Raw genomic sequence first — 12,695 nt, forward strand, 5'->3', positions numbered from 1 at the left:
TCCTTAGTTGCCCGACTGAGAGGCGTCGGAGGGGGGTGCGGAGGGGGACGCGCTGGGGGTGGTCGAGGGGCTTGACGTCGACGGGGTGGAACCCCACGTGTTCGACGTATCCGGCGACTGCATGACGCTCAGCGTATCGAGGGTCGCGCTGTCGTCGATCAGGATGGTGATCCCTCCGAGCGCGGAGTTCCCCCACGAGGGGGAAGACGCCCTCGTCCCTTCCGAGCACATCCTGATGGGAGCCACCCAGCCGTCATCCTTCATGTTCGTGGAAACTGAGCCGATATCCGACTTGCAGACGATCTGTATGGGTTGGCCCTCCGTGATCAGGATGCTCAGATTGGACCAGGCACGCCATCCGACGGTGATCGTCTTGGTGGTTCCCACGGGCGCCCCTCTCAGGTCGAGCGTGGTGCTTCCCGTCGGGTTGCCACCTTGCACGGAATCGGTCTTCCAATCGAGCGTCGTGTTCGCGGAGGTGCCCGGCAGCGAAGGCCCCGCTTGGGTGATGCGCTCGTGGGCGGCCTCTGTGCCGATTGCCGCCGTGGGCAGTGCGAGGATCATGCCGATGATGGACAGGGTCATCAGCCAGCCGGCGCTGCGGTCGCGCAGGGCGGCGATCGCCAGGGAGAAGCCGACGATGAGCAGGCACACGCCCCCGCCGATCACGATGATGCGCGAGTGCGTTTGGGTGATGTCCGCCCCCGCCACGAAGGGGATCGTGTGGCCTTCGCTGGCCACGTACATGGCCCCAAACACGGCGGCGAACACCAGGATGATCAGGCCCGTGATCGCCAGGTTCACGCGGGAGGACACCGTGCGCGGCCGGTGCGTCGGCGCGGGCGGGGCATTCCAGGTACGAGGCCTGGGCGCGCTCGCGGGAGGAGGGGTCCAGCCGGGGTGGGGCTGGGAGGGGGACGCCGGGCCGCCCCCGGCCTGCTGGCTGTACACCCCCGCGGGGGAGGTGGCAAAAGAGGCGCCGTGGGAGGGCAATCCCCCGGCCGCGTTCGTGGGCTGGCCTCCCGGTGCGGGTGTTTCCCTATTCCTCGCGGTTGAGGCCCCCTGCCCAAAAGGGCCGGATGCTCCCCCCTGGGGGCCGGCACCGGGCGTGCCGTACTGCGGGGTCCCGTACTGCGGATTGCCGTACTGGGGGTTTCCATACTGGGGGGTGCCGTACCGCGGGTTGGTCGGACCGGGCATCGGCGCGCCCTGGGGGTTCTTGGCACGGGCGGCGGCCGCTGCGGCGATGCACACGCCCACAATGACCAGGGTCGTAAACGCCCCCCACCCGAGGGCGAAACCGCCGAAGATGCTGACCGATGGGACCACGGAGGACAAGCCCACGACGGCCATGAAGACGCCACCGAGGAAGGCGATATCGAAGCGCCCCTGGGTGGTTTCTTCCGCGTGGATGCGACCGTCGGCGGCCTCGGGCAGGAAGAGCCACGCCAGGGAGTAGGCGACAAGCACGACGGGCGCGAAGAAAGCTGCCAGAACGGTGAGCACACGTATGAGCGACAGGTCCCATCCGGTGCGCGCCGCGACGCCCGAGCACACGCCGCCAATCACGCGCGGGTACGCACGGTACCAACCCGAATTGCGTAGGGAGTCGAAGAAACCGCCGTGGGGCGAACGCTGCTGGTACGCCCCGTTGGGGTCCGAAGGACCGTTCGACCAACTCATGGTGCACATCCTTTCGATGGGATCCGCGGTGTGCGGATCGATACCACTACTCAATCAAAGGGGGAGGCTTTCGCGATAGTAGGGGACCCCCTGAACGCCCCCTGATTGTGTTCGGGGTAGCCCGGGACCACCCGCACGACGTGCGACAATAGGAGGGTGAGCAGACCTGACTACCCCCGGCCGGGGTGGACGCCGCCCATCCCGGCACCCCCCGTTCGGCCTCCGCTCGTGCGCGCGACCTCCTTCAGCCCGGACATGCCGACCCCCTGGATGGGCGGCGTGTGCTCGGGGTTGGCCGTGCACCTGGGGGTGCCCGTCCTGCTGATGCGCGCCGCGCTCACAGCCCTTTCCGTCATCGGCGTCGGTATCATTGCGTACCTGTGGCTGTGGGTGACGGTCCCTGAGGACGCGCCCGAGGCAACCGGATCGGACACGCTGAGCCCCGGCCTCGTCCGCCTGCGCGAGGAGCGCGCCGCGCAGGTATCGCGCAACCGGCTGATCGCCACCGGAGTGGCCCTGTTGGTTGCCGCCTTCGTGGGCGTCATCTTGAACGCGTCCGGAACGATCGACTGGCGCGATATTGGAGCCGTCATGACGATCGTCACCGGCATCGCCCTGGTGTGGAGCCAGAGCCGACAGGTGCGCAACTGGCGTTCCATCCGCTTCATCGGCGCCGTCGTCGGTGGGATCGGCCTGCTCAGCCTGGGCGTCGTCATGGTCGCATCGCGGGACAACCCGCTGATCATCCTGCTTCGCGGCGGGCTCATCGGGGCCGCCCTGGTTGCCGGCATCCTTTTCGCGCTGATCCCCATGTGGCTGCGCACCACGAAGGAGCTTTCTGAATCGGAGGCCCAACGCGTGCGCGAATCCGAGCGCGCCGACATCGCCGCACACCTGCACGATTCCGTCCTGCAGACCCTCACCCTTATTCGCGCCTCCGCGGAAGACCCCACGCGCGTGCGGGCGATCGCCCTCACCGAGGAACGCGAGCTGCGCGCATGGCTCTACACCGGCCATGCCCAGGCCGCCGACTCCCTCGAAGCCGCGGTGACGGAGGCCGTCGTGGGCGTCGAAAGCCGGTACGGCGTTCCCATCAGCGTCGTCGTGGTCGGCGACATGCGGCCCGGCCCCGGGGAACTGGCGCTGGTGGCGGCCCTGGCGGAGGCGTGTCAAAACGCCGTTAGACACGGTGCCCCACCCGTCTCCGTGTACGTCGAGGTGCGTCCCCGCGTCGTCGAGGCCTTCGTCAAGGACAACGGAAAGGGATTCGACCCCGCCCTCATTGCGCCCGACCGACACGGCGTGCGGGACTCGATCCTGGGGCGCATGCGGCGCGCCGGTGGCGAAGGGTCGATCCATTCGCGCTCACGCGGCACCGAAATCGCCCTGAGCATGCCCCGTTCCGATATCCTGGGAGAAACAGCGCCCAACGGGAGGACACAGTGACCATCCGCATCCTCGTCATCGACGATCACCCCATGGTTCGCGCGGGGGTACGAGCCGAGCTCGAAAACTCCGGGGCCGACCTGGAAATCGTTGGGGACGCCTCCGACGTCGAGGGCGCCATCGCCGCGTGCCGCGCCCTCACTCCCGACGTCGCCCTCCTTGACGTGCACCTGCCCGGAGGCAACGGCGGTGGCGGGGCCGAGGTGGCCAGCTCGTGCCGCGACATCGAGGGGCTTAACTTCCTGGCCCTGTCCGTCTCGGATTCCGCCGAGGACGTGGTTCAGGTGATCCGCGCGGGCGCTCGCGGATACGTCACCAAGTCGATCTCCACCCCGGACCTGGTTGAGGCCATCGGCCGCGTGGCCGCCGGGGACGCCGCCTTCAGCCCGCGCCTGGCCGGTTTCGTCCTGGATGCCTTCGGCACCGGCGAGGTCTCCACGACCGACACCGAACTGGATCTGCTCTCCGCCCGCGAGCAGGAGGTGATGCGGCTCATTGCCCGTGGTTACACGTACAAGGAGGTCGCCCACGACCTGTATATCTCGATCAAGACGGTCGAAACCCACGTCAGCGCTGTCCTGCGTAAGCTCCAGCTGTCCAATCGGAACGAGCTGACGCGCTGGGCCATGCAGCGCCATATCGTGTGAGGTCGAACCAGCTTTGCACGCTCACCCGGAATGGCTGGAGCGCGCGTGCCTACAATGGAACCCCGAGAGCGTGAAAGCGCCTGGCCGCTCCCCGCGGGTGGCCCCATTGAAACCGCGACCTCGGAGGATGCATGCACCGCATCGGTTTTGACAGTGATACTTACGTTGAGATGCAGTCTCGACACATTGCCAGGCGGCGCAGAGAGTTCGGCGGCAAGCTGTATTTGGAGTTCGGCGGCAAGCTGATCGACGACATGCACGCCTCGCGCGTGCTCCCCGGTTTTACACCCGACAACAAGGTGCGCATGCTGCGTGAGTTGGCCGACGAGGTAGAGATTATCGTCGCCGTCAACGCCAAGGATTTCGCGCGCCGTAAGATTCGCGCCGACGTGGGCACCACCTACGACGACGAGGTGCTGCGCCAGATCGACGAGTTCCGCGAGCGCGGGCTGTACGTCGGTTCCGTCGTCATCACGCAGTGGACCGACGAGAACCGGGCGGCCCTGGAGGTCAAGGAGCGTTTCGAGAAGCTCGGGATTCGCGTGTATCGTCACTTCCCGATCCCCGGGTATCCCTCCGACGTGGAGCGCATTGTGTCGAGCAAGGGGTATGGAGCCAACGAGTACGTGGAGACCAGCCGCAATCTGATCGTCGTTACCGCCCCCGGGCCGGGTTCTGGCAAGATGGCGACCTGCCTGTCGCAGCTGTACCACGACCACGTGCGTGGCATCGAGTCCGGGTACGCGAAGTGGGAGACGTTCCCGATCTGGAACATTGCGTTGGATCACCCGGTGAATATCGCGTACGAGGCGGCCACAGCCGACCTCGATGATGTCAACATGATCGATCCCTTCCACCTGGAGGCCTACGGGGTGAAGACGGTGAACTACAACCGGGACGTGGAGATCTTCCCGGTGTTGGGGCGCCTGTTCGAAAAGATCCTGGGTGCTTCGCCGTACAAGAGCCCCACGGACATGGGCGTGAACATGGCGGGTCACTGCATCGTCGACGACGAGGCCTGCGTGGAGGCGTCGCGTCAGGAGATCATTCGGCGCTACTACAAGGCTCTCGTGACCGAGAAGAAGGAGATGAGCGAACCGATTCAGTCGGGCCGTATCTCCTTGCTCATGGGCAGGGTCGGGGTCGGACGAATGGACCGTCCCGTCGTTCGCCCGGCCCTCTTGTTGGCCGAGGCCACGGGCGAGCCCGCCGCGGCGATCGAGTTGCCTGACGGCCAGATCGTCACGGGTAAGACCTCCGCCCTGCTGGGGTGCTCGTCGGCGATGCTGCTTAATGCGCTGAAGAAGCTGGCGGGGATTCCAGACGACGTGAAGGTCCTGGCGCCGCAGTCGATCGAGCCGATCCAGCGGCTCAAGACCGCCGACCTGGGATCGCGCAACCCCCGTCTGCACACTGACGAGGTTCTGATCGCCCTGGCCGTCAGTGCTAACGGCGACGATAACGCCCGCCGCGCGCTGGATAAGCTGAGCGCCCTGCGTGGGTGCGACGTGCATGAGTCGGTCATCTTGGGCCCGGTGGACGAGGGGATCTTCCGTTCCCTGGGCATCCAGGTGACGACCGAGCCGGTGTACGCGACGAAGTCCCTGTATCGCAAGAAGTAACGGGCTGAGCCGGGCTGTTCCCGCCCGCGAGGGGTGCGTGGGGAGGACCCGGCCCGGTCGCGCGCCGCGTGGTTGGCGCCACCTCGGGCGGGGCGGGCAGGTGTGGGCGGGTCGGTCTACCCTTGGAAGCGATGAGTGACGCGACTTCTTTGCCCGACCTTGGTTTCCTGATCGGCCCGGATGGGGGCCGCCAGGACGACTATGTGCCGCCGCAGGCACCCGCCTTCGACGTGGAGGATGCACTGGGGGCCGACGCGTGGCCCGAGATCGCCGTTCCCGGCGGGGCGGCGGGGGAGCCGTCGGCGTGGGCAGAGCCCGGCATCGGCTTCGCGCCGCCGCGGGAGGGACACGGGGGCGGCGTGGACCCGGAGTCGCTGACGCGCGGGTTGAATGACCGTCAGCGCGAGGCGGTTGTGCACGCGGGTTCGCCGCTGTTGATTCTGGCGGGTGCGGGCTCTGGAAAGACGCGCGTGCTCACGCACAGGATCGCGTACCTGCTGGCGACGGGACGCGCCCGCGCGGGCCAGATCCTGGCGATCACCTTCACGAACAAGGCGGCGGCGGAGATGCGCGAGCGGGCGGGTGCCCTCGTGGGGGCGGACGCGCGGCGCATGTGGGTGTCCACTTTTCACTCGGCGTGCGTGCGGCTGCTGCGCTACGAACACCAGGCGGCGGGCCTGTCCTCGTCGTTCACGATCTACGACGCGCAGGACAGCCAGCGTCTCATCCAGATGGTGCTCAAGTCCGCGGACGTGGACATTAAGCGTTTCACGCCAAAGATGGTCGCCGCACGCATCTCGGACGCGAAGAACGAGCTGATCGGTCCGGCACGCTACGCCGAGACCGCCGGCAAAGACCCGGTGTCGCGCGTCGTCGCCGACGCTTACGTCGAGTACGACAAGCGGATGCGCGCCTCGAACGCGCTGGATTTCGACGACCTGATCATGCGCACGGTCGAACTGCTGCGCGATAATCCGCTGATCGCCGAGCACTATCACCGGCGTTTCCGCCACATTCTGGTGGACGAGTACCAGGACACGAACCACGCCCAATACGTGCTGGTGCGCGCCCTGGTGGGGGACGGGGCCGACGGCGTTGAGCCCGGCGAGCTGACGGTCGTGGGCGATTCGGACCAGTCGATTTACGCGTTCCGCGGGGCCACGATCCGTAACATCGAGGAGTTCGAGCGCGATTTTGTCGGCGCCCGCACGATCCTGCTGGAACAGAACTATCGCTCGACGCAGAACATTTTGTCGGCCGCGAACGCGGTGATCGCCCGCAACGCGGGCAGGCGGGCGAAGAACCTGTGGACGGCCTCGGGTGACGGCGCGCTCATCACCCTGGACGCCGCGGATTCCGAGCATGACGAGGCGCGTTTCGTCGTCGGCGAGCTCGATCGCCTGGCGGACGCGGGGGTCGAGTGGGGGGACATCGCGGTCTTTTATCGCACGAACGCCCAGTCGCGCGCCCTTGAGGAGCTGCTGGTGCGCCAGGGCATCCCGTACCGCGTGGTTGGTGGCACGCGATTTTACGAGCGCCGCGAAATCAAGGACGCGCTGGCGTACCTGCAGGTCATCGCCAACCCGGACGACACGGTTGCCGCCCGCCGAATCCTGAACGTCCCCAAGCGCGGCATCGGTGCGAAGGCCGAGGAAGCGATTGCCGCACACGCCGCACGCCACGGCATCTCCTTCGGGGCGGCGCTGCGCCACCTGTGGCAACGCGCCGGATCCCCCGCCGGAGAGGGAGCCGGCATCGACGTGGAGGCTCTCGCCCGCCCCGCCGGCGAGACCGGGGCTGGCTCGTCCGCTGCCGCGGCGATGGCGGACGGCGCCAGGGAGAAGAGCCCGGACGCGGCGCCCCCGGCAGGGACCGAGGGTGCACCGGAGGTCCGGGGCATTACCCCTCGTGCCGCGAAGTCGGCGGCCGCCTTCTGGGGACTCATCGAGGCGCTGCGAGACGCGGACTCACGCGGCGCCTCCCAGGCTGACATCCTGGAGGAGGTGTTGGATCGCACGGGCTACCTGGCGCAGCTGCGCCGCAGCGAGGATCCGCAGGACGCCTCGCGCGTGGAGAACCTGGCGGAGCTGCACTCGGTGGCGGGCGCTTTCGCGGCCGACGCCCCGGGCGGTAGCCTCGCGGACTTCCTGGAGCGGGTGGCCCTCGTGGCGGACTCGGACCAGGTGCCATCGCTGGGCGAGCGTGGCGGTTCGGTGACCCTGATGACGGTGCACACCGCGAAAGGACTGGAGTTTCCCGCGGTGTTCGTCACCGGGATGGAGGACGGGACGTTCCCGCACCAGCGCAGCCTCGGTGACGAGAGCGAGCTGGAGGAGGAGCGCCGCCTGGCCTACGTGGCGATCACCCGCGCGCGTGAGCGCCTGTACCTGACGCGCGCGGCTGTGCGCAGCGCGTGGGGGACGCCCCAAGAGATGCCTCCTTCGCGTTTCCTGGATGACATTCCGGCCGAGCTGTTGGACGTGCGGCGTGCGGCTACATCCGGCGAGCGCATGCGCGCCTCCTACGGGCGGGGGCGCGGGAGTCGCGATGGGTACGACCCGTGGGGCGAGCGCGACTGTGGGGCGTTTGGCTCCGGGCGCGGTGGGGGAGCCCAGCCCGGCGGGGTGCGCAAGGTGACGCGCATGGGCGTCGCGCCCGCGGCGAAGGCGGCGGACGACAAGCCCGTGCTGGCGCTCAGCGTCGGGGATCGCATCAAGCACGCGACCCTGGGGGCGGGGACCGTCACGGGCGTCGAGGGTGAGGGGCCGCGCACGGTGGCCCGCATTCGCTTTGGTGGGGCAGAGAAACGCCTCCTGGTGCGCATGGCCCCGATGGAGAAGATCTCCTAGAGCATTGGGGGATACCGCGCGTTTGTCGGCTGTGCAACACCCCGATAGCGCGGGGAGGATGGCCGTGTCCCGCGCTGACGCGCGCTAGAATTATTGCGCTGACCGCACCACGCTCAACGGAGGGAATAAGGTGGATCTCTACGAGTATCAGGCCCGGCAGGTGTTTAAGGAGTACGGCGTGCCCGTGCTGGACTACCGGCTGGCCTCGACCCCCGACGAGGCGCGCGAGGGGGCGCGCGAGCTCCTGGCGGCGGGCGCCTCGCTGCTGGTCGTCAAGGCGCAGGTCAAGACCGGTGGGCGCGGCAAGGCCGGTGGCGTGAAACTGGCCCACACGGCCGACGAGGCGGCCGAGTTGGCGCGGGCGATCCTCGGCCTCGATATCAAGGGCCACGTCGTCAGGCGCGTCATGATCGCTTCCGGTGCGAACATCGCGGCCGAGTACTATTTCTCGATCCTGCTCGACCGCTCGAACCGCCGCCACCTGGCGATGTGTTCGCGCGAGGGCGGGATGGACATCGAGACCCTCGCCAAGGAGCGCCCCGAGGCGCTCGCATGCGTGCCCTTGGACCCCGGGCGCGGCATCGACGCCGACGTGGCCCGCCGCATCGTGAGCCAGGCCGGTTTCGACCAGGCCACGGGCGAGGCCATCGTCCCCGTGGCGCAGGCCCTGTGGGAGGTGTACCGCGGCGAGGACGCCACCCTCGTGGAGGTCAACCCGCTGGTTGCCAGCCCCGACGGTTCCATCTGGGCCGTCGACGGAAAGGTCACCCTGGACGATAACGCGCGCTTCCGTCACCCCGCTCACGCGGAGCTGGTGGACGCGGACGCGCAGGATCCCCGCGAGGCGGCGGCGAAGGACGCGGGACTGAACTACGTGCGCCTGGATGGCCAGGTCGGCGTCATCGGCAACGGCGCGGGCCTGGTCATGTCCACGCTCGACGTGGTGGCGATGGCCGGCCGGGAGTTTGGCGGGGTGAAGCCCGCGAACTTCCTGGACATCGGCGGCGGCGCCTCCGATGCGGTCATGGCTCGCGGCCTCGACATCATCCTGGGGGATGACCAGGTGCGCTCCGTGTTCGTCAACGTGTTCGGCGGCATTACGGCTTGCGATCAGGTCGCCCGCGGCATCGTCGCCGCGCTGGAGAAGCTGGGGGAGGCGGCGTCCAAGCCGATCGTCGTGCGTCTTGACGGCAACAGGGTGGAGGAGGGGCGCGCGATCCTCGCCCAGGCCGCTCACCCGCTCGTGCACATGGAAGAAACGATGGACGGCGCCGCCCGGCGCGCGGCCGAGCTCGCCGCCCAGACCCCCTCGAAGTAACGGCCCGATCAGCGCAGGAGACACATCATGACTATCTTCGTCAACTCTGATACCCGGGTTATCGTCCAGGGCATGACGGGTGCCGAGGGGCGCAAGCACACCCAGCGCATGCTCAGCGCTGGCACCGCCGTCGTGGGTGGTACGAACCCCCGCAAGGCCGGCCAGATGGTGACCTTCGACGTGCACGGATACGGCCCTGCCGCCGGCCGCGTCCCGGAAGGCCCGGTCGAGATTCCCGTCTTTGGGACGGTCGCGGATGCCCGCGAGGCCACGGGAGCGAACGCCTCCGTCATCTTTGTGCCCCCGGCTTTTGCCAAGGGGGCCGCCCTGGAGGCCATCGACGCGGGCATTCAGACCGTCGTGCTCATCACCGAAGGCATCCCCGTGCAGGACTCGACGATCATCGTCGAACGCGCCCTGGAGGCGGGCGTGCGCCTGATCGGCCCCAACTGCCCCGGCATCATCTCGCCCGGGCAGGCGAACCTGGGCATCACGCCGGCAAACATCACGGGCCCGGGGCGGTTGGGCCTCGTCTCCAAGTCGGGCACCCTGACCTACCAGCTCATGTACGAGCTGCGCGACTGCGGGTTCACGACGTGCCTGGGCATCGGCGGCGACCCGGTTGTGGGTACCACCCACATCGACGCGCTGGCCGCCTTCGAGCAGGACCCGCACACCGATCTGGTCATCATGATCGGCGAGATCGGCGGCGACGCCGAAGAGCGCGCGGCCGAGTGGATCTGCCAGAACATGACGAAGCCGGTCGTCGCCTATATCGCGGGCTTCACGGCTCCCGAGGGAAAGACTATGGGGCACGCGGGCGCGATCGTGTCCGGTTCCTCCGGCACGGCCGCCGCGAAGGCTGCCGCGCTCGAGGCCGTGGGCGTTTGCGTGGGCCGCACCCCCACGCAGACCGCGCAGATCGCGCGCGCGTGGCTGACCCGGTAACGTCGCGGCGATTCAGCCCGGGGCGGCGTGCAGCGTCGCGGCCCCGGGGCGATTCTGACACTATGGGGCTGTGAGCGAGCACATGAGAGAAGAAGCTAACCTCCGGCGAACCACGACCACCTACGTGCCGGACCGGGCGACGATCCGCGTCGCCGTGCCCAAGGGCTGGGCCCGCGGCGTTCTCGCGGGCGTGGAGGCGGCCTTCGCCGGCTGGGCGTCCGTCACGGTGCTCACCATGGTCGCCTACCTGACGCTGCGCTCCAACTCGTGGATGAACGACACGACTCCCCGCGACGCGCTCGGCCTCGGCGGCGATCTGTGGTCGGCCGTCGTGGGCGGCACCACGATGGTTGGGGGAGTGTCGTATCGGGCGATACCGACGCTCGCGGGCGCGCTGCTGATCGTGCTCGTGCGTATCCTGCTGCGAACGACCGCAGGCTTTCCCCGCTCTTGCGCGTTTTTTGCCGTGCCCGGTTTCCTGCTGACGTCGTGGCTGCTGGCGGGCGCGTCGGGCCAGAACTCTCACTGGTGGACGGGCACGCTGGGCGCGATCCTCATTCCGCTGATCGGCTCCGTCTGGTTCTTCGCCTCGGGATACTCGCGCGACGATGCGGCGCCCTCGATGCAGCACTGGATTTCGGGGGGCTTCAAGATGGCAGGGCTGCTCGTGGTCGTGCTCGCGTCCGCCTCGGCGGTTGCCTCTGTCGTGGCCCTCGTGCTGGCGTGGGGACGGATGAGCGGCATCCAGGAGCTCCTGGGCGCTTCCTCAAGCATCGACACGGCGTTCATCGTGGGGGCTCAGGTCCTGTTTACCCCGACGGTCATGGCGTGGGCGGCCGCCTGGTGGTCGGGCGCGGGTTTCCTGACGGCCACCGACGCGCTGCATTCGCCCACGGTCGCGGCTGAGGGGCCGATCCCCCCGATCCCCCTCCTCGGGGCGGTCCCCACGACGGCTCCCGGGCTGTGGCTGGTCCTCGTGCCATGTGCCCTCGGCCTGGCGTTCGGCTTCGTGCTTGCGCTGACTTTTCGACGCGAGCACCTGCTCCACCAGGCCGCTCAGGGCCTCCTGGCCGCGGTCGTGTTCGCGGGCGTCACGGCGCTGTGGATGTGGAGTGCGACCATGAGCCTGGGGGCCGTGCGTCTGGCGGCGATGGGCCCGCGCGTCGGCTGGGTGACCCTGGCCCTGGTTGTCGAGATCGCGCTGCCCGCCGTGCTCGTTACACTGGCCACGCACCCGACCACGCTGGCGCTTCTCGGCGAGGGGGTGGGGCGCGTGCGCCATGGGGGCGAGGCGTTGCGTCGGCGCCGAAGCGAGAGCCGCGACCGGAAGGCGGCCGCGGCCTCGTCGACGGTCCAGGAGGGTGCCGAAGGCCAGGGAGGCGAGGACGAGCCGTGGGCGGAGGCCGCGACTGGCGAGGGCCTCGACTAGACCGAGGGGGGCGCGACTGGCGGGGCTGGAGGAGTGAGCGCGTTCCCTCGGGCGATCGGTTTCGCGTGCGGTTGACGGGTGAGTTGCGGCGGTGTTTAATTCAAGTATTGAATTAAACTGTTGTTCCCGTCGAAAGGCTCCCCATGACCACGCTGACCGTTAACCCCGCCGCCTCCGCGCACCCCAATCGTGTCCTCGCCGATCGCTTCGGCGGAACCATTCTGCGCGAGGTCGTGCTCGTGGCCGCCGGAACGCTCGCGCTGATTCTCCTGGCCCGCGTGTCGGTCCCTCTGCCCTTTACGCCGGTCCCCGTCTCCCTGGGCACGCTCGGCGCGCTCTCCGTGGGCACGGTCCTGGGCGCTCGCCGAGGCCTGGTTAGCGTCCTGGCCTACGTGGTTTTGGGCGTGGCGGGCGCTCCCGTCTTTACGGGCACGAATGTCGGCTGGGCCTTCGCGTCCTTCGGCTACGTCCTCGGTTACTTCCTGGTTGCCCTGATCTCGGGGCTTTCCGCCCAGCGCGGCGCTGATCGCCGCGTGGTGACGATGGTCCCCACCGCGCTGGCCTCCCTGGCCTCCGTGTACGTCGCGGGGCTGGCCTGGATGATCCCGTTTGCCCACATGACCCTGGCCGATGGCCTGGCCAAGGGCTTGGTCCCCTTCATCATCGGCGACCTCCTTAAGGCGGCGGTGGCATCCGGTCTCTTCCCCGTCCTGCGTTCGCTGACCCGCTGAGCGCACGCGTCCGAGCGCGAAG

At 68.6% G+C, this 12,695-nt stretch carries 9 protein-coding genes; 8 read left to right on the forward strand and 1 reads right to left on the reverse strand.

What is annotated here, in order from left to right; genetic code table 11:
- Positions 1–3: 3 nt before the first annotated feature.
- Positions 4–1,683, reverse strand: coding sequence for a PspC domain-containing protein (locus BLT68_RS02955; protein WP_074632737.1), 1,680 nt, complete (start codon positions 1,681–1,683; stop codon positions 4–6).
- A gap of 255 nt (positions 1,684–1,938) precedes the next feature.
- On the opposite strand from BLT68_RS02955, the gene BLT68_RS02960 reads away from it, so the two are divergent.
- The 8 genes from BLT68_RS02960 to BLT68_RS02995 all read left to right on the forward strand — a co-directional run bounded on the left by BLT68_RS02960 (position 1,939) and on the right by BLT68_RS02995 (position 12,673).
- A complete protein-coding gene (locus BLT68_RS02960; RefSeq protein ID WP_074632738.1) occupies positions 1,939–3,129 on the forward strand; it encodes an ATP-binding protein in 1,191 nt (396 codons plus the stop codon).
- A complete protein-coding gene (locus BLT68_RS02965; RefSeq protein ID WP_050695180.1) occupies positions 3,126–3,776 on the forward strand; it encodes a response regulator in 651 nt (216 codons plus the stop codon). The genes BLT68_RS02960 and BLT68_RS02965 overlap by 4 nt, the downstream gene beginning before the upstream one ends.
- A 131-nt stretch (positions 3,777–3,907) precedes the next feature.
- On the forward strand, positions 3,908–5,398 hold the full coding sequence (locus BLT68_RS02970) for a DUF1846 domain-containing protein (RefSeq protein WP_074632740.1): 1,491 nt from the start codon (positions 3,908–3,910) through the stop codon (positions 5,396–5,398).
- Between the two features lie 131 nt (positions 5,399–5,529).
- The gene (locus BLT68_RS02975) at positions 5,530–8,247 is read left to right on the forward strand and encodes a UvrD-helicase domain-containing protein (RefSeq protein ID WP_074632742.1); all 2,718 of its coding nucleotides are present in this window, start codon (positions 5,530–5,532) and stop codon (positions 8,245–8,247) included.
- Positions 8,248–8,377: 130 nt separating this feature from the next.
- Positions 8,378–9,565 carry an ADP-forming succinate--CoA ligase subunit beta gene (gene sucC / locus BLT68_RS02980; RefSeq protein WP_074632744.1) on the forward strand — a complete coding sequence of 396 codons (1,188 nt, stop codon included), beginning with the start codon at positions 8,378–8,380 and terminating at the stop codon, positions 9,563–9,565.
- Positions 9,566–9,592: 27 nt separating this feature from the next.
- Positions 9,593–10,513 carry a succinate--CoA ligase subunit alpha gene (gene sucD, locus BLT68_RS02985; RefSeq protein WP_074632748.1) on the forward strand — a complete coding sequence of 307 codons (921 nt, stop codon included), beginning with the start codon at positions 9,593–9,595 and terminating at the stop codon, positions 10,511–10,513.
- Between the two features lie 82 nt (positions 10,514–10,595).
- Positions 10,596–11,942, forward strand: coding sequence for a cell division protein PerM (locus BLT68_RS02990; RefSeq protein WP_131800062.1), 1,347 nt, complete (start codon positions 10,596–10,598; stop codon positions 11,940–11,942).
- Between the two features lie 143 nt (positions 11,943–12,085).
- The gene (locus BLT68_RS02995) at positions 12,086–12,673 is read left to right on the forward strand and encodes a biotin transporter BioY (RefSeq protein WP_074632749.1); all 588 of its coding nucleotides are present in this window, start codon (positions 12,086–12,088) and stop codon (positions 12,671–12,673) included.
- Positions 12,674–12,695: the final 22 nt, after the last annotated feature.

It is taken from the genome of Schaalia meyeri, assembly GCF_900105015.1.
Classification (GTDB): Bacteria; Actinomycetota; Actinomycetes; order Actinomycetales; family Actinomycetaceae; genus Pauljensenia; species Pauljensenia meyeri.